We start from the raw sequence: 15,586 nt of genomic DNA, 5'->3' as shown, positions 1-15,586 counted from the left end.
TCACCATTTGCCCACATTGCGCTGGTAGGGGCCAACCTTACGCGACGTCGATGGCGTCCGATTGTGCGAGTTCGGGAACGACGATGGCAGACAGAACCCAGCTGAGGATAGCAGACCGCGACGATATCGCGGCGGATGATCCGTTCGCGGAGCTGACACGGATCATGGGTTTCGACCCGCGCGTGCCAGTGAAGCCGGACAATGAACCTCGCTTCGAAGACGTTGCTGACGATGATTTCACCATCGACCTTGAAAAGGAGTTGATGGGTGAGTTCGGTGAGGAGCCGCAGGCTGCGGCCTGGCCGGAAGCCGGCAACGATGCTTCTGTAAGCTATGATGCTTCCGCAAACTATGCAGGCGCGGATACCGCCGCGCAGACGCCTTCGGCTGCTGAACCGGATTTCAATTTCGACGACATCTCGTTCGATGAGCCTGCCTTTGAGCAGCAAGCCGGCGCCCATTCCGAAGCGCCGGTCGCCGCTGTGCAGAGCGCAGAGGTGGACTATCCGGATTTCGATCTTGCCTTGGAGCAGGAGCTGACGGTCACCGGAACTGCCGACGCGGATCCCTTCGCCGATTTCGATGCCGCTCTCACCGATGAGCTGGCCGGACAGGCGCAGCCAGCAGATGATTTTGCCGTCTTCGACGATGCCGATTTCGCCTTTGAAGAACCTGCCGCTGTCGCGCATGAGCCGCAGGCTCCCGCAGCCTCTGAGCAGGTTTTTGATGCTGGTGACGATTTTGAACGTCAACTGGCAGCCGCGGTGTTTGATGAGCAGCCATCTGCGGATGAGCCTGAATGGGATGTTGCTCCTGCCGATGGATTGCATGTTGCACCTCAATCCTATGAGCAGCCGCACGATGATTTTGTATATGCTCATGCCGAGCTGCCTTCCGTTGAGGCGGAAGTGGCAGACGAAGCGCCGGCTCCCAGCCTTGAGGATGAGCTGAACGCCTTGCTTAACCGCATGTCGGCCCGGCCTCAGCCCGGCTACGAACCGGATTTCGAGCTGGAACGACCTCTCGACGTTCATGTGGAGCATCAGGCAGCCGCTGCCGACGTTGCGCAGCAGACTGCCGCGCCCGTATCTGCGCGTGATGATTTCGACCTGGATCTCGATCTCGGCGATTTCGGTTCCGAATCTGCGCAGAACGTTCAGCCGCAGTTCGAGCCGCAGACCCCGGCCGATCCTGTCGATGCACTGAAGTCCTTCATCCCGGCTGCCGCAACTGTCGCGGCGGCAACGCAGGCTCACAGCTGGAGCCGCAGCACGCCGTTCCTGCGCCCGCAGCAACAGCCTGCTGCAGTGCCGCAGCCGCAGGCGAGCGCCCAGCCTGACGTGCAGGCGAATGCTGCGGCATGGCAGCGTCATCAGCCGCAGCATTCATCTGACGCCTATCAGGTGACCTCCGACGCCTACGCGCCTGAGACGCCCGCTGCAGCTCCGGTGGCGCACGAGCAGCCCGTGCCGCAGGCACCGGCCCGCCCGCCCGTTGCGGAGATTCCCGAGCTTGAGACCATCGATATTCCTGAGCGGGCCGTCGCTCTCGCCGATGATCTGGAAATTCCGGATGTGCCGTTCGAGCAGGATGTAGCCGAGCCGGCTTCCTATGATGATCTGGAAGCCGATTTCGCCGATCTTCTCAGCGATATGAACATCGCCGAAGCTGAAGCCGCTCAACCTGCCGCACAGCAGGCTGACGTGTTTGCTGCGCCTGCTCAGAAACAGGCAGAAAATGCTGTCGCACAGGCAGCCCAGCCATCGTCATCCTATGACCGGACTTTTGACGAGGATTTCGACTTCGATTTCGATGCCGCTGCACAACACTCCTATCAGCCGGCCGCAGCCGCGGCTGCGGATGATGGATTCGATTATGATCCCGATTATGGTGAGACCATTTCGGAAGCGGAGGACAAGAAGCCGCGCAACCGTTTGTGGCTGGCCGGGGCGATCGTCGCCGCAGTGGCCGTAATTGGTGGCATTGGAGCGTTCGCTCTCTCTTTCGGCGGGGGTGATTCCGGCGATGCGCCTGTACTCGTCCGCGCTGATGACGCGCCGATCAAGGTCAAGCCGGAAAATCCCGGCGGCACCGTGATCCCCAATCAGGACAACAAGGTCTACGACATGGTTGCCAGGGGCGGTAATCCGGCGGCACCCACTCAGGAAAAACTCGTCTCTGACGCCGAGAAGCCTGTGGATGTTGCCGCAAGGGCTCCCGAGGCGCGTGTGGTGGGCGAGGGTGCGCCGGCTTCCGCCAAGTCGGAAGAGCGCGTCGCTCCGGCTACCGTTGATGATGTCGCCTCTGAGGAAACACCTGCCGTTGCGCCGCGCAAGGTTCGCACCATGGTCGTGAAGCCCGACGGCACGCTGGTGCCTCGCGAAGAACCCGCGCCGGCCCAGCAGGTTGCGGCGACCGAACCGCAGGATCCGGCGCCGCAGGCGGTGAGCGCTCCCGGTGCCGAACAGACCGGTGCCGTGACGCCGGCGGCAAAGCCCCAGCAGTCCGCCAATACGCCTTCGGCAGCTCCTGTTGCTCCGCAGCGCCCTGCTGAACAGCCGGTGAACATCGTTGGCGAGGTCAAGCCGGGGCAGGTCGCAGCACTCGATCCCAACGCGGCGGCAGCCGGAACATGGGCTGTGCAGATCGCTTCGCAGCCAAGCGTCGAGGCCGCCCAGTCCACCTATCAGGATCTGGCCCGCCGCTATGCCAGCGTGCTTCAGGGCCGCAGCGTCAACATCGTCAAGGCTGAAGTGGCCGGTAAGGGCACCTTCTACCGGGTCCGCGTAGCAAGCCAGTCGCGTGCCGAGGCGATCAGCCTCTGCGAGAGCTACAAGGCTGCTGGCGGGAACTGCTTCGTTTCGAAGTAAAACGCCTGCGAGCCAGACTTTTGAAAAAGGGCCGGCGCCACCATGCGCCGGCCCTTTTGCATGGGCGTGGCGAATGATTCCCTTTCCCGCACGAACCCGGTAAATTCGGGCCATGACCGAATCAAAATCACTTATTCTCGGCTGTTCAGGCCACTCGCTCTCCCGCGAGGAAATCCGCTTCTACCGTGGCGAATGTCCCTGGGGTTTCATCCTGTTCGCCCGCAACATCAGCGAGCCGGAGCAGATCCGTGATCTGGTGGCATCGATGCGCGATTGCGTGGGACGCGACGATGCGCCGGTGTTCATCGATCAGGAAGGGGGCAGGGTGCAGCGCCTGCGCCCGCCACTGGCCCCGAACTATCCGCCGGCTGCCGCGGTCGGCGAAATCTACCGGCGGGATCGCGAGGCCGGCCTGCGCGCCGCCTGGCTGCATGGCCGCATGCACGCCTTCGATCTTGCGCGTTACGGGATCAGCGCCGATTGCCTGCCGGTTCTGGATGTTCCGGTCGAGGGTGCCAGCGATGTCATCGGCCAGCGTGCTTATGGAGGCGATCCCGAGGTGGTCGCCGCTCTTGGCCGCGCCTCGGCCGAAGGGCTGATGGCCGGCGGCCTGCTGCCGGTCATGAAGCACATTCCCGGCCATGGCCGGGCTTCTGCCGACACGCATTTCGAACTGCCGACGGTGCACGCCTCCTTTGATGCGTTGCGCAGACACGATTTCGCCCCGTTCACGGCGTTGAACGATCTGCCGGCGGCAATGACGGCGCATGTGGTGTTCAGCGCAATCGATCCGGCAGGGCCGGCGACCACTTCGGGCAAGGTCGTGGAAGAGGTGATCCGCGGCGAGATCGGGTTCGATGGCCTGCTGATCAGCGATGACATCTCGATGAAGGCGCTTTCTGGGGATTTCGGGGCCAAGGCAGCGGCAATCCTTGCGGCCGGCGTCGATATCGTTCTTCACTGCAACGGGGTCATGGAGGAGATGACTGCCGCCGCAGCGAAGGCAAAAGCGCTGGAAGGTGCGGCACGCAGGCGGGCCGACAGCGCAATGGCTGTCATCGGTGCGAACAATGAAGGTGCTGAAGACGAGCTTCGCGCCGAATTTGCGGAGTATTTCGCGGCGGTGGCCTGAGCCGCCGACAAGGGCTGCAAGACGGCCCAGCAGGCATATCGGAGCAACGGAACGTGGCGCAAACGGCAGCAGGTGATCAGAAGCCAGTCAGGCCAACGCCCATGGAGCGGCTGTGGGCGAGTGGTGACGACGATCGCCGCACCGACGATCCTGCTCTTGTCGTCGACGTCGATGGATTTGAAGGCCCGCTCGACCTTCTCCTGCATCTGGCCCGCAATCAGAAAGTCGATCTGGCTCGCATTTCGGTGCTGGCGCTGGCCGAGCAATATCTCGTCTTCATCGACAAGGTGCGCGCGCTGCGGCTGGAGCTTGCCGCCGATTATCTCGTCATGGCTGCGTGGCTGGCCTTCCTGAAATCGAAGCTGCTGATCCCGAAGCAGCCGGGTGAGGAGGGGGAAAGCGGCGAAGAACTGGCGGCAGTGCTGCAATTTCGCCTGCGTCGTCTGGAAGCGATGCGCGACGCGGCAGCAAGGCTGGTCAACCGAAACCGTCTCGGTCGCGATGTTTTCGCACGCGGCATGCCCGAACTCGTGATCGTTGAAAAGCGCAACCAGTATTCGGCAACGCTTTACGATCTTCTGAGCGCATATGCTTCCCAGCGTCAGCGGCAGGCCATCACCAATGTGCAGATCGCGAAGCGCGGCGTGTGGTCCCTGAAGCAGGCGCGCGATATCCTGACCCGTATGGTCGGCGAATTGCGCGACTGGACGGCGCTCGACAGTTTTCTCATCAAATATCTGGTTGCGCCGGCGGAGCGGCGCACGGCGATAGCCAGTTCCTTTGCCGCTTCTCTGGAACTCGTTCGTGAGGGCTCTGTTGAGGTGCGCCAGCATGAACCTTTCGCCCCCATCTATGTACGGGCGCGCGACACCGGCGATTCCGGCGGAGCTTCATCATGAGCGAAGGCCGCAATGCCTCGGTGATCCCTTTTCCATTCGATGACGAGGGCGCAAATGAAAGCTCCCGCCGCGACATCGCGGAGGTGATCCGCATGGCCGAAGCGATCGTCTTTGCAAGCGCCGCGCCGGTCAGCGAAAAGCAGCTTGCGGAACGTCTGCCCGCCGGGGTCGATGTGGCGGCCAGCATGCGGCGTTTGCAGGAAATCTATGCTCCACGCGGCGTGAATCTTTTGCGTATCGGCGACGGCTGGGCGTTCCGTACGGCCGGCGATCTGGCCTTTCTGATGAGCCGGGACACGGTGCAGCAGAAGAAGATGTCACGGGCCGCGCTCGAAGTTCTGGCCATCATTGCCTATCACCAGCCGGTGACACGAGCAGAGATCGAGGAAATTCGCGGTGTCGAAACCTCGAAGGGCACGCTCGACACGTTGCTCGAAACCGGGTGGGTGCGAATGCGCGGGCGGCGCAAGTCTCCGGGGCGACCAGTTACCTATGGCACGACGGAAGCATTCCTCGATCATTTCTCCCTTGAGGAATTGCGTGATCTGCCGGGAATTGATGAATTGAAGGGGGCAGGGCTCCTGTCCGGCCGCATGCCGGCCAATTTCTCCATACCATTGCCGCCGGTCGATGCCGATGCGCTGAGTGATGACGAGGACCCGCTGACGGATCTCGACCTTGAGGATCTGGGCCTTCTGACGCCCCGTGTCACGGAAGATTGAAACCGTTGAGGGACCAGGGTGCGCGCTTTTGCGCGGCATTGAGACCTGAAACTGCGTGACAATCTTAAATCAGTCGTGAACATAGCGCTGGTTGCGTTTGAAACTGAACGCGAAAACGCATAGATCAGTGTTCAGGAACACTTACGAGAGAGAGTGCAATGGGTTCGTTTTCGATTTGGCACTGGCTTATCGTGCTGGTGATCGTGCTGCTGGTTTTCGGCCGCGGCAAGATTCCGGAACTGATGGGCGATATGGCCAAGGGCATCAAGAGTTTCAAGAAGGGTATGGCCGACGACGATGACGACAAGCGCACTGTCGAACATCGCGCCGATGAAACCGTTTCCCCTTCCAAGGAAAAAGCTGGCAAGAGCTGATTCCATTTTTGCTTGTCAGGTTGAATAGCCATGCTTGATGTCGGCTGGTCTGAGATGCTGGTGATCGCGATCGTGATGATCGTGGTCGTCGGGCCAAAGGATTTGCCCAAGATGCTGCGTACCTTTGGTCGTATGACGACCAAGATGCGCGGCATGGCGAATGATTTTCAGCGGCAGTTCAACGAGGCTATCAAGGAAGCCGAACTTGACGACGTGAAGAAATCCGTCGATTCCCTGCGCGGTCTCAATCCTGCAGCGGAAATCCGTAAGCAGCTGAATCCGTTTGAAAAGGCTGCTGCCGACGTCAGGAGCAGCATGGATGATGCCGGAAAGCTGAAGGCGACGCCTGTTCCTGAAGTCACGCCGGCGGCAAGTGATGCGCCTTTCCCGGCAATGACAGACGCCTCAGTGCCACCCGAGCAGACCAGTGTTGCCGCCAGGACAGTGAAAACCCCGGCAAAGGCAGCCACGGCGAAGACGTCTGCGGCGAAAGCGGATGGCAGGGCCAGTGTTGCCGCTGCGCCTGCCGCGAAGAAAGTTGCCGCAGCTAAAGCTGTGAAAGCTCCCGCAGCGAAGAAGGCAGCGGCACCAAAAGCTCCGGCGGCAAAGAAGGCAGAAGCACCGAAAGCTCTGGCACCCAAAGCTAAAGCCGCGGCGCCAAAGGCGGCCACGCCCAAACCCGCCAAAACTGATTCTGCGGCACCCAAAACGGCAGAGGCTGTAAAACCGGCAGCCGCCAAACCCCGCACCCGTACTGCAAGCAAGACGACGAGGACGCCCAAGTGAGCGCCAGCGATAAGGATGAGGTCGAGCAGTCGTCTGCGCCTCTCATAGAACATCTGATGGAATTGCGGACCCGGCTGATCTGGTCGATCGGCGGGTTTTTCGTCGCCTTCCTGTTCTGCTTCTTCTTTGCCAAGGCGCTGTTCAACTTTCTGGTCGTCCCGTTCAAATGGGCGACCAGCTGGGCCGGGCTTGATCCGACCAAGGTCGAGCTGATCTATACGGCACCGCAGGAATTTTTCTTCACGCAGATCAAGCTTGCCATGTTTGGCGGCATGGTCATCGCTTTTCCGCTCATTGCCACGCAGATCTACAAGTTCATCGCGCCGGGCCTCTATCGTAATGAACGTGCGGCGTTCCTGCCTTTTCTGATCGCGTCGCCGATCCTGTTCCTGATTGGCGCGTCGCTGGTCTACTTCTTCTTCACCCCGATGGTGATGTGGTTCTTCCTGACCATGCAGCAGTCCGGCGGCGACGGTGAGGTGCAGATTTCCCTGCTGCCGAAGGTTTCGGAATATCTCAGCCTCATCATGACGCTGATCTTCTCCTTCGGCCTCGTGTTCCAGCTGCCGGTGGTGACAAGCCTGATGGCGCGGGTGGGAATGTTGTCGTCTCAGGCACTTGTCGACAAGCGCAAGTGGGCAATCGTCATCGCGTTCGTGGTGGCGGCGGTGCTCACGCCGCCCGATCCTCTCAGCCAGATCGGTCTCGCCATTCCGACGATCATCCTTTACGAAATCTCGATCATCACGGCCCGCATGATCGAGCGTTCCAAGGCCAAAGAAGAAAGCGCGCGCAAAGCCGAAGACGGCGGGGAAGAAAAGCCGGAAGACAGCCCGCCTGCCGACAATCCGGCCTGATCATCTTGTCCTTGCAGATGAAATCGCCCGCCATCCGCAGCGGGCGATTTTTTCTGTGCAAAGGCCTGCGCCGGCCTCCATTACGCAGATGCGCAGCCCGCGATTACGCAGGGTCAGTGGAACCTGCAGGTGTTCTCCACATTTCAGATGAGGGCGGGATATCCAGTTCTTAACGAGGACAAGAGATGAAAACGCTGGCCGATCTTTTCGAGCACACGCTCAAGGACATCTACTACGCTGAAAACGCGCTGACCAAGGCTCTGCCCAAGGTTTCCAAGGTGGTGAAAAGCCCCGACCTGAAGAAAGCCGTCGACGGTCACCTGAAAGAGACCAAGGGGCAGATCGAAACCCTGAAGAAGGTTTTCGCGACAATCGACGTGAAAGCCGAAGGTGAAAAATGCGATGCGATCGAAGGCCTTATCAGGGAATGCGAAGGCCTGATGGAGGAGGCATCGGGCAATGCGCTGGATGCGGGCCTGCTGGCCGCTGCGCAGGCCGTCGAACACTACGAGATTGCCAGATATGGCTCGCTGCGGGAATGGGCGAAGGTGCTCGGAAACACCGAGGCGCACAATCTGCTGACCGAGATTCTCGATCAGGAAAAGGCGGCCAACAACAAGCTCACCAATCTCGCCGTCTCATCGCTGAACAAGAAGTAATCAGCGCGTTCAAGGCTGGATCCGGTCAGGAAAAGCCACGCCTCGGGCAAGGCGTGGCCGAGGTGCATTATCGCCAGGACCGGCCTTCGCCGCTTGCACGGCATCCCAGAGGCGGAGCAACATTGCCGAATGTCGCGTGAAGCCGATCGCAGCCCCATTTGTTGATCGGACCGGGCATGCGGCTGTTGAACTCAATACCGACCTCGTCATACGGCGTTTCGGTATTCGTAACGTAGCTGTACCATCGCCAGCTTACCGCAATGACGACCGCTATGGCGGCGATAAGCACGATCTGTACAAGCTTCTTCATGCGGCGATTCCCAGCTAAGTATCGCCGCCTTTAGCGGAATCGTCTGCTTCCGGTCAAACGCGCCTTGCGCTCCCGGCGTTTATTCCCGTGCATGGCCCGCGCGTCCGCGGTGCGCCTGTAGATCCTATGTCAGATAGCGCCTGAACCATTCGATGGTGCGGTCCCAGGCAAGCCTGGCCGCAGCCTCATCGTAACGCGGGGTCGAGTCGTTGTGGAAGCCGTGGTTCACCCCGGGATAGATGTAGGCTTCATAGGTCTTGCCGTGTTCCTTCAGTGCGGCCTCATAGGCGGGCCAGCCCTCGTTGATGCCGGTGTCGAGTTCGGCATAGTGGATCAGCAGCGGCGCCTGTATGCGCTCAACGTCTTCGGTTCTTGCCTGACGTCCATAGAAGGGAACGGCTGCAGCCAGTTCCGGATAGGCCACAGCTGCCGCATTGGAAACGCCTCCGCCATAGCAAAAGCCGGTAATGCCGATCCTGTCGGTGGCGAGATCGCTTTTCATCAGAAATTCTATGGCTGCAAAGAAGTCGTTCATCAGCTTTTCTGGATCGACCTGCCGCTGCAATTCCCGCCCTCTTTCGTCATTTCCGGGATATCCGCCAACGGATGTCAGGCCATCGGGCGCAAGCGCTACGAAACCTGCCTTCGCGACGCGGCGCGCTACATCCTCAATATAGGGATTGAGCCCCCTGTTCTCGTGCACCACCACGACTCCGCCCACAGGCCCTTCAGCCGCAGCCGGGCGCACCAGATAACCCCTCACATCGCCATTTCCATTCGGCGAAGGGTAGGTGATGTATTCAGCGATGATGTCCGGATCGGTGAATTCGACCTGTTGTGCGAGCGCATAGTTCGGGCTCAGCGATGCCAGAATGGCTGCGGCGGTCATGCCACCTACGGTGAATTTGGCGGCGCGGTCTAGGAACTCGCGCTTGCTGATCCTGCCGTGTGCGTAATAGTCGTAGAGTTCAAGCAGTTCCTGCGGAAAATCCTTCGCTGTGAGACGGGTCATGACCGGCGCTCCGCGCTGTTGGCAACGCAGGAGTATAGGCAGACTTGCCGCCTGCCGGTGTTCACAAATTCGTTTGCTAATGGCAGGTGGAAAGGCAGCGCATCACATCATGTGCCCCGGCGCGATTGCACCTTCCTAGTCGAGATGCAGCTTGTGCAGGATGCGGTGAACGATCGGCGCGAAGATGATGCTGAAGGAAGCCAGAAAGAAAACGCTGGCGTAAAGGCCGTAAAGACCGATGAAAAGTTTGCCGGAAAAGCTGGTGGGCACTTCAATCAGTCCGAAGCCGCTCAGCATATAGGCAGCGTGCAGTATCGCTTCTTCAAGGCCCTTCCCCTCGAAAAACACAAGGCCGATCACGCCGACGCCAATCGAGACTGCCATCAGAGCCAGAACCAGAGCGGCATGGAGCAGCATTCGCGTGGCGAACCTGTGCTTTGGCAGATAATCGTCGGTGATCTTTTCATACATCTGGGAGACCGCAACGGTTCTGTCTTTTGTCCGGGGACGATGGCCTGGGAGCCTTGAACCATGGGCGTGAGCGGCACGCAATGGATTGAGTCAGGGTAGGGGTGGTAAGTCATGTGAAGCCGGACCGTATGTCGCAGCCGCTACAATCAACAGCAATCTTCGTTGGTGTCATCACTTCTCGTGACTATCTGTTGTATCAGTGGTTTGGATTGAACGGTCTGGACATGGTGCTTTCGTTGAGATGGCCATCCCGATATGTGCTGAAGCGTACCGCAGTTACCGCCTTGCTGGCGGCCGCCATATCGATATCCATTTCCTCGGGAATTCGCTATCTGACCGGCTCTGAGGCGGATACGATAACGGTGATCGTCCGCTTTGTGCTGCCTTTCATGATTGCCATTCCATTGGGCATCATCTGGTTCAGCAAGCTGGAAAGCCTGGATATGGCCTATCGAAGCCTGCTGAAACAGGCCAGCGAACTGGCCTATTCCGCCAGCACCGATCCTCTGACCGGCCTGCTCAACAGGCGCAGTTTCGCCGAGCAGTTCGACCTCGCCATGGAGCATGGAATCAGGGGCGGATTCCTGATCGCAGATGTCGATTATCTCAAGACGATCAACGATGAATATGGGCATCTGACGGGCGACGATGCCATCATCTCGACGGCCTTCGCCCTGAAATCGGCTCTGGGAGAGGGAAGCCTCATCGCACGTATCGGCGGTGACGAATTCTGCGCCTTCATTCCGCTGCGGGATGGCGAAAGCGCTGCTGAGCTGATCGCAAGGATCGAAGGTCTTGCGGGCCGCCAGTTCCGAGAAAGAATCGGAAAGGACGAGCCTGTTCTTTCCATTTCATGCGGTTACGAGGTTTGCCGGCAGGGGCAGACATTCAGGGATATGATCGCCCAGACCGACAGCAATCTTTACCGGAAGAAACGTGCCAGAAAGAATATCGCTCGCGTGAGCCGAAAAAAATGGGAAGCGGACAGGGTGATATCCTGACCGGGTGAGAAGAGGCCGAACTCAGGTGCCGAGCACGCTTTTTTGACGGTTTCGGTTCCCGAGACTTGTATCTGGCACCTCACCCCATCTTCCGCAAAATGTTATGATTTCAGTGTGATATGCCCCGGCAGCGCCGCGCTCTTTCGCCGGTCATCTGCTCTCCCTGCTCCTGCAGGCGCCCGATCTTCCGGGTTTGCTTGTTGTGAACTGCAGCTGCGCCCTTTTTCGCGCCCGCCATCCAGAAGGGAGGTTGCCAGCTGTCCACCTTTCCCCGACGAATCGCCGTCGCCGAAATCTCTTTCGAGTTCACGCCGATTGCGTCATCCAGCTCGGTGCAGGAAACCGACTGATAGGCGGAGGGTTTCACGGCCGTGGAACCACAGCCGGCAAGGCTGAGCGCCAGCACGATGAATGCTGCTGAGGTCATGTAGCGCGGTTTCATCGGCTGCGCCCCTTCATTCTTGAAGCATCGGTGCCATCTACGTCATCATGGCAATGATACCGGCCAAATCTAAGGCACACTTACAGCGAAAGCGCGGAAATCCAATGTCAGACACGCTTATTTCGTATCCGCTTCAGTTGTAAGGTTTCTGTTGGATAAATTTTGTCCATTCCTGCGAGCGAATGCTGAGTATCAGCTTCGAAGAAGGAATGGTGGGCGATGTAGGGATTGAACCTACGACCCCACCCGTGTGAAGGGTGTGCTCTCCCGCTGAGCTAATCGCCCGCTCGTTGCCTTGTCGGCCAAGCGCGCCGCGATATAAGGGGCGGTATCCGTTTCTGTCAACCACCCCGGTTGCGACTGTAAGCAAACATTTTTGCGGGGGCCTGTCGCGGTGCGCCGGTCCGTCAGCGTGCAGCGTCCATAAGGCGGCGCGCCATCTCCACGGTGATCTCATCGAAGTGCGAGACGATGACGGAAGGATCGAATTCCCGGACGTGACGGTCGGTGTAGCCGAAATCCACCGCGATCACCGGAATCCCGGCAGCCTTGGCTGTGTCGATATCGGTGCGGGAATCGCCCACCATGATTGCATTGCGCGGATCGCCACCAGCTTTCAGAATGGTTTCCGTGAGATGGCGCGGATCCGGCTTGCGGAAGGGAAACGTATCCTGCCCGCAATTGGCTGAAAAATGCCTGCTGAGACCCAGCGCCTCGATCAGAGAAAGGGAATTCGCTTCATATTTGTTCGTGCAGATCGCCAGCAGGTAACCCTCGGCTTCAAATCGCGCGATGGTTTCGGCCACGCCCGGAAAGGGTTGCGATCTGCCGGGAATATTGGCCGTGTAATGCTCAAGGAAGACCTTCAGCAGCCTGTCCAGCTCCGAGGTCGAAAGCTCCTTGTTCTGTGCGGCGAAGGCGCGCTCGATCATTACGCGGCCGCCATTGCCGACAAACTGCCGGAATGATGGTTCGGATACCGCATCAAGCCTTGCAGTTTCCAGCGTGTGGTTCAGGCTTGCCATCAGATCGGGTGCGGTATCGACCAGAGTTCCGTCGAGGTCGAAGACTATAATCGGTGCGGTCATCTGCTGTTCCTGATTGTATGTGTCAAAAGCTGGTAGCCCGCAGGTCCATGGCTTGCAAGCGCAGCTGCCGGCACGTTCGAAGACGCGCAGACAGGAAGCTTTGACCGCACCGTCAAAAGTGCTAGGAGCCGGCATCGCAAAACATGGCGGGCATTCCAATGGACCAGAAGCAAATGAAGATCGAGGCGGCGCGCGAGGCGCTGGCCCACGTCTCGGACGGGATGAGGCTTGGTATCGGCACCGGCTCCACCGCCGAGGAATTCGTGCGCCTGCTGGCGCAGAAGGTTGCCACGGGACTGAACGTCGTCGGCGTTCCGACGTCGGAGCGGACGGCGGCGCTGTGCCGGGAACTCGGCGTGCCGCTTTCGACGCTGGATGAGACGCCCGAACTCGACCTCACCATCGATGGCGCCGACGAGATTGATTCGGAACTCAGCCTGATCAAGGGCGGCGGCGGAGCGCTGCTGCGTGAGAAGATCGTTGCTGCCGCTTCGGCGCGCATGATCGTCATCGCCGACAAGTCGAAGGTGGTCGACACGCTGGGACGCTTTCCGCTTCCCATAGAAGTGAACCGTTTCGGCCTGCGTGCCACCGAACTGGCGATCGCCGCAGCCGCCGGCCGGCTTGGGCTTTCCGGCGATATAAATTTGCGGATGACGGATTCGCAGCCATTTGTTACAGACGGCGATCATTTCATCCTGGATGCATCTTTTGGCCGCATTCCGGATACAAGAGCGCTATCCGAAGCTTTGCACGCCATTCCGGGCGTGGTGGAGCACGGTCTTTTCATCGGGCTGGCGTCTGCGGCGATTGTCGCCGGCAGCGACGGCATCGAAACCATACAAGCCGTCCGGTAAAATCAGGGAGCCCTGCCAGATCATGAAATTTCAGAACCGGATTCGTCGCCTCGCGGTCGCATGCACGGCCGCAGCATTGGTGTCCTTCTCTGTGCCGGCTTTCGCGCAGGATGTTTCCGACAGCCATCTGAAAGCTGCCCGCGACGCCGTTGCCTCCATCAATGCAACGGACGCCTTCGACGCCATCCTGCCGCAGGCCGCAGCCTCGCTGCAGGCGAGCCTCATCCAGAAGAATCCGGATCTGCAGGAGCTTATCGGTACAACGGTTTCCGCCAAGGCGCTGGCCATGGCATCCCGCCGTGCCGATCTTGAGCGTGAGGCAGCCCTTGCCTATGCGAAGGTTTTTTCTGAAGACGATCTGAAGGCCATTGCCGCATTCTACACCTCGGATGCCGGCAAGAAGCTGCTTGAAAGCGGCCCGATCGTTTCGCGTGAACTCGTTCGCGCCGCCGAAATCTGGCAGAACGGCATTGCGCGTGATCTGGCGCAGGAAGTCGGTGAAGCCTTGCAGTCGGCGGCCGGTGCGCAGGTGCAGCCGGCAGATGGCACGGAGGCTCCGGCCGAAGGGCAGGCGCCCTCCAGCGGCAACTGATTTTCCGTCTGACTGAATGTCGCATGAAGCCCGGCCTGTGCCGGGCTTTTCTTTTGTGCGGGTGCGTCCTACCTGTAAGCATCACTCCTGCCTGAAGGGTTTTTCACATGACCGCTTACGACTACGACCTCTTCGTCATCGGTGGAGGTTCAGGCGGTGTGCGCGCTGCGCGTGTCGCTGCGGCCATGGGAAAACGTGTCGCGATCGCGGAAGAGTATCGCTTCGGCGGAACCTGCGTCATCCGCGGGTGCGTGCCGAAGAAGCTGTTTGTCTACGCCTCGCAATACAGCGAGCATTTCGAGGACGCCGCCGGCTACGGCTGGAACGTTCCGCCAGCCAGCTTCGACTGGAATACGCTGCTGGCCAACAAGGACCGCGAGATCGCCCGGCTGGAAGGCATCTATCGCCGCAATGTCGAAGCCTCGGGTGCAACGATCCTTGATACGCGCGCCGAACTTGTCGATCGTCACACCGTGCGGCTGGTTGCTGATGACCGAACTGTGAGCGCCGATCAGATCCTCATCGCGACCGGCGGCCGTCCGTCACCGCATCCGGCCCTGAAGGGCCACAAGCACTGCATCACCTCCAACGAGGCATTCCATCTGGAGGCGCTGCCGAAATCGGTCATGGTCGGGGGCGGCGGCTACATCGCCGTCGAATTCGCCAACATCTTCCACGGGCTGGGGGTGGAGACGAGTCTCGTCTACCGCGGAATGAAGATCCTCAATCATTTTGATGACGACCTGCGCACCGGGCTTCAGGAAGCGATGACTGACAAGGGAATCGAAATCGTTTGTCGGGCCGTCGCGGAGGAAGTGGTGCGCCGTGACGATGGGCGCCTCGACGTGCGCCTGAGCAACGGCGAGACGCGCACTGTCGATCAGTTCATGCTGGCCATGGGCCGCTCACCCAACACGGAAGGTCTTGGGCTGGAGGCCGTCGGCATCGAGACTTCGGTGACGGGCGCGATCGTCGTCGATCCCTATTCGCGCACCAGTGTCGAAAACATCTGGGCGATCGGCGACGTGACTGACCGCGTGCAACTCACCCCGGTGGCGATCCACGAAGCGATGTGCTTTGTCGAAACCGCCTTCAGGGACAATCCCACCGCGCCGGATCACGATCTCATCGCCACGGCCGTTTTCTCGCAGCCGGAAATCGGCACGGTCGGTCTGTCCGAGCATGAGGCGGCGGAAAAATATCCTGAACTGGAAGTCTATCGCGCTTCCTTCAGGCCCATGCGCAACACGCTGTCGGGCCGCAACGAGAAGATGCTGATGAAGCTGATTGTCGATGCCGTCTCGCGCAGGGTGGTCGGCGCGCACATCATGGGGCCTGATGCGGGTGAGATGGCGCAGCTGCTCGGCATTCCTCTGAAGGCCGGTGTCACCAAGGATGACTTCGACCGCACCATGGCGGTTCACCCGACCGCTGCCGAGGAGCTTGTCACCATGTACAAGCCCACCTACCGGGTGCGCAAAGGCGAGCGGATCGACTGATCCGCCCGCAGGGGT

At 60.0% G+C, this 15,586-nt stretch carries 17 protein-coding genes and 1 tRNA gene; 12 read left to right on the top strand and 6 right to left on the bottom strand.

Annotation, left to right across the window (positions count from 1 at the left end):
* Nucleotides 1–83 precede the first annotated feature (83 nt).
* From AC5XE7_RS15595 to AC5XE7_RS15560, 8 genes are all read left to right on the top strand, one after another.
* On the top strand, nucleotides 84–2,870 hold the full coding sequence (locus AC5XE7_RS15595) for an SPOR domain-containing protein (RefSeq protein WP_495366722.1): 2,787 nt from the start codon (nucleotides 84–86) through the stop codon (nucleotides 2,868–2,870).
* Between the two features lie 112 nt (nucleotides 2,871–2,982).
* Nucleotides 2,983–4,002, top strand: coding sequence for a beta-N-acetylhexosaminidase (gene nagZ, locus AC5XE7_RS15590; protein WP_495366721.1), 1,020 nt, complete (start codon nucleotides 2,983–2,985; stop codon nucleotides 4,000–4,002).
* Nucleotides 4,003–4,103: 101 nt separating this feature from the next.
* Complete coding sequence (locus AC5XE7_RS15585; protein WP_495366764.1) at nucleotides 4,104–4,901, top strand: segregation and condensation protein A; 798 nt, start codon at nucleotides 4,104–4,106, stop codon at nucleotides 4,899–4,901.
* Nucleotides 4,898–5,623 carry an SMC-Scp complex subunit ScpB gene (scpB, locus tag AC5XE7_RS15580; protein ID WP_495366720.1) on the top strand — a complete coding sequence of 242 codons (726 nt, stop codon included), beginning with the start codon at nucleotides 4,898–4,900 and terminating at the stop codon, nucleotides 5,621–5,623. Before AC5XE7_RS15585 ends, scpB begins: the two co-directional genes overlap by 4 nt.
* Before the next feature lie 158 nt (nucleotides 5,624–5,781).
* Nucleotides 5,782–5,997, top strand: a complete 216-nt coding sequence (locus AC5XE7_RS15575; protein WP_183829579.1) for a twin-arginine translocase TatA/TatE family subunit — start codon at nucleotides 5,782–5,784, stop codon at nucleotides 5,995–5,997.
* A 30-nt stretch (nucleotides 5,998–6,027) separates the two neighbouring features.
* A complete protein-coding gene (gene tatB, locus AC5XE7_RS15570) occupies nucleotides 6,028–6,783 on the top strand; it encodes a Sec-independent protein translocase protein TatB (protein WP_495366719.1) in 756 nt (251 codons plus the stop codon).
* A 56-nt stretch (nucleotides 6,784–6,839) separates the two neighbouring features.
* On the top strand, nucleotides 6,840–7,640 hold the full coding sequence (tatC, locus tag AC5XE7_RS15565; RefSeq protein ID WP_495366763.1) for a twin-arginine translocase subunit TatC: 801 nt from the start codon (nucleotides 6,840–6,842) through the stop codon (nucleotides 7,638–7,640).
* 185 nt (nucleotides 7,641–7,825) lie between these two features.
* Nucleotides 7,826–8,299, top strand: coding sequence for a YciE/YciF ferroxidase family protein (locus tag AC5XE7_RS15560; protein WP_495366718.1), 474 nt, complete (start codon nucleotides 7,826–7,828; stop codon nucleotides 8,297–8,299).
* 67 nt (nucleotides 8,300–8,366) lie between these two features.
* Here AC5XE7_RS15560 and AC5XE7_RS15555 read toward each other — a convergent pair whose 3' ends face one another.
* From AC5XE7_RS15555 to AC5XE7_RS15545, 3 genes are all read right to left on the bottom strand, one after another.
* Nucleotides 8,367–8,609 carry a hypothetical protein gene (locus AC5XE7_RS15555; RefSeq protein ID WP_495366717.1) on the bottom strand — a complete coding sequence of 81 codons (243 nt, stop codon included), beginning with the start codon at nucleotides 8,607–8,609 and terminating at the stop codon, nucleotides 8,367–8,369.
* Nucleotides 8,610–8,733: 124 nt separating this feature from the next.
* Nucleotides 8,734–9,621 (bottom strand): YghX family hydrolase, encoded by an 888-nt coding sequence (yghX, locus tag AC5XE7_RS15550; protein WP_495366716.1) that lies wholly within the window; start codon nucleotides 9,619–9,621, stop codon nucleotides 8,734–8,736.
* A 135-nt stretch (nucleotides 9,622–9,756) separates the two neighbouring features.
* Nucleotides 9,757–10,092 (bottom strand): hypothetical protein, encoded by a 336-nt coding sequence (locus tag AC5XE7_RS15545; RefSeq protein ID WP_183829594.1) that lies wholly within the window; start codon nucleotides 10,090–10,092, stop codon nucleotides 9,757–9,759.
* A 236-nt stretch (nucleotides 10,093–10,328) separates the two neighbouring features.
* On the opposite strand from AC5XE7_RS15545, the gene AC5XE7_RS15540 reads away from it, so the two are divergent.
* Nucleotides 10,329–11,093 (top strand): GGDEF domain-containing protein, encoded by a 765-nt coding sequence (locus tag AC5XE7_RS15540; RefSeq protein ID WP_280200719.1) that lies wholly within the window; start codon nucleotides 10,329–10,331, stop codon nucleotides 11,091–11,093.
* A 109-nt stretch (nucleotides 11,094–11,202) separates the two neighbouring features.
* On the opposite strand, the gene AC5XE7_RS15535 is transcribed toward AC5XE7_RS15540, so the two are convergent.
* From AC5XE7_RS15535 to AC5XE7_RS15525, 3 genes are all read right to left on the bottom strand, one after another.
* Nucleotides 11,203–11,535, bottom strand: coding sequence for a hypothetical protein (locus AC5XE7_RS15535; RefSeq protein WP_495366715.1), 333 nt, complete (start codon nucleotides 11,533–11,535; stop codon nucleotides 11,203–11,205).
* Nucleotides 11,536–11,745: 210 nt separating this feature from the next.
* A tRNA-Val gene (locus AC5XE7_RS15530) sits at nucleotides 11,746–11,820 on the bottom strand.
* A 122-nt stretch (nucleotides 11,821–11,942) separates the two neighbouring features.
* On the bottom strand, nucleotides 11,943–12,623 hold the full coding sequence (locus AC5XE7_RS15525) for an HAD family hydrolase (protein WP_495366714.1): 681 nt from the start codon (nucleotides 12,621–12,623) through the stop codon (nucleotides 11,943–11,945).
* 158 nt (nucleotides 12,624–12,781) lie between these two features.
* On the opposite strand from AC5XE7_RS15525, the gene rpiA reads away from it, so the two are divergent.
* The 3 genes from rpiA (at nucleotide 12,782) to gor (ending at nucleotide 15,571) form a co-directional block, all read left to right on the top strand.
* Complete coding sequence (rpiA, locus tag AC5XE7_RS15520) at nucleotides 12,782–13,480, top strand: ribose-5-phosphate isomerase RpiA (RefSeq protein WP_495366713.1); 699 nt, start codon at nucleotides 12,782–12,784, stop codon at nucleotides 13,478–13,480.
* 22 nt (nucleotides 13,481–13,502) lie between these two features.
* Nucleotides 13,503–14,072, top strand: a complete 570-nt coding sequence (locus AC5XE7_RS15515; protein WP_495366712.1) for a DUF2059 domain-containing protein — start codon at nucleotides 13,503–13,505, stop codon at nucleotides 14,070–14,072.
* Nucleotides 14,073–14,179: 107 nt separating this feature from the next.
* Nucleotides 14,180–15,571, top strand: coding sequence for a glutathione-disulfide reductase (gene gor, locus AC5XE7_RS15510; RefSeq protein ID WP_495366711.1), 1,392 nt, complete (start codon nucleotides 14,180–14,182; stop codon nucleotides 15,569–15,571).
* The last annotated feature ends 15 nt before the right edge of the window (nucleotides 15,572–15,586 follow it).

The sequence above is a fragment of the Aquamicrobium sp. YD-1-mutant5 genome (assembly GCF_059509755.1).
Note: the sequence above shows the minus strand (reverse complement) of the source record. Positions and strands in the feature narration are given on the sequence as shown.

Coding starts and splice junctions, on each gene's coding strand:
- AC5XE7_RS15595 (WP_495366722.1), top strand. CDS start 84: ATGGCAGACAGAACCCAGCTGAGGATAGCAGACCGCGACGATATCGCG.
- nagZ (WP_495366721.1), top strand. CDS start 2,983: ATGACCGAATCAAAATCACTTATTCTCGGCTGTTCAGGCCACTCGCTC.
- AC5XE7_RS15585 (WP_495366764.1), top strand. CDS start 4,104: ATGGAGCGGCTGTGGGCGAGTGGTGACGACGATCGCCGCACCGACGAT.
- scpB (WP_495366720.1), top strand. CDS start 4,898: ATGAGCGAAGGCCGCAATGCCTCGGTGATCCCTTTTCCATTCGATGAC.
- AC5XE7_RS15575 (WP_183829579.1), top strand. CDS start 5,782: ATGGGTTCGTTTTCGATTTGGCACTGGCTTATCGTGCTGGTGATCGTG.
- tatB (WP_495366719.1), top strand. CDS start 6,028: ATGCTTGATGTCGGCTGGTCTGAGATGCTGGTGATCGCGATCGTGATG.
- tatC (WP_495366763.1), top strand. CDS start 6,840: ATGGAATTGCGGACCCGGCTGATCTGGTCGATCGGCGGGTTTTTCGTC.
- AC5XE7_RS15560 (WP_495366718.1), top strand. CDS start 7,826: ATGAAAACGCTGGCCGATCTTTTCGAGCACACGCTCAAGGACATCTAC.
- AC5XE7_RS15555 (WP_495366717.1), bottom strand. CDS start 8,609: ATGAAGAAGCTTGTACAGATCGTGCTTATCGCCGCCATAGCGGTCGTC.
- yghX (WP_495366716.1), bottom strand. CDS start 9,621: ATGACCCGTCTCACAGCGAAGGATTTTCCGCAGGAACTGCTTGAACTC.
- AC5XE7_RS15545 (WP_183829594.1), bottom strand. CDS start 10,092: ATGTATGAAAAGATCACCGACGATTATCTGCCAAAGCACAGGTTCGCC.
- AC5XE7_RS15535 (WP_495366715.1), bottom strand. CDS start 11,535: ATGAAACCGCGCTACATGACCTCAGCAGCATTCATCGTGCTGGCGCTC.
- AC5XE7_RS15525 (WP_495366714.1), bottom strand. CDS start 12,623: ATGACCGCACCGATTATAGTCTTCGACCTCGACGGAACTCTGGTCGAT.
- rpiA (WP_495366713.1), top strand. CDS start 12,782: ATGGACCAGAAGCAAATGAAGATCGAGGCGGCGCGCGAGGCGCTGGCC.
- AC5XE7_RS15515 (WP_495366712.1), top strand. CDS start 13,503: ATGAAATTTCAGAACCGGATTCGTCGCCTCGCGGTCGCATGCACGGCC.
- gor (WP_495366711.1), top strand. CDS start 14,180: ATGACCGCTTACGACTACGACCTCTTCGTCATCGGTGGAGGTTCAGGC.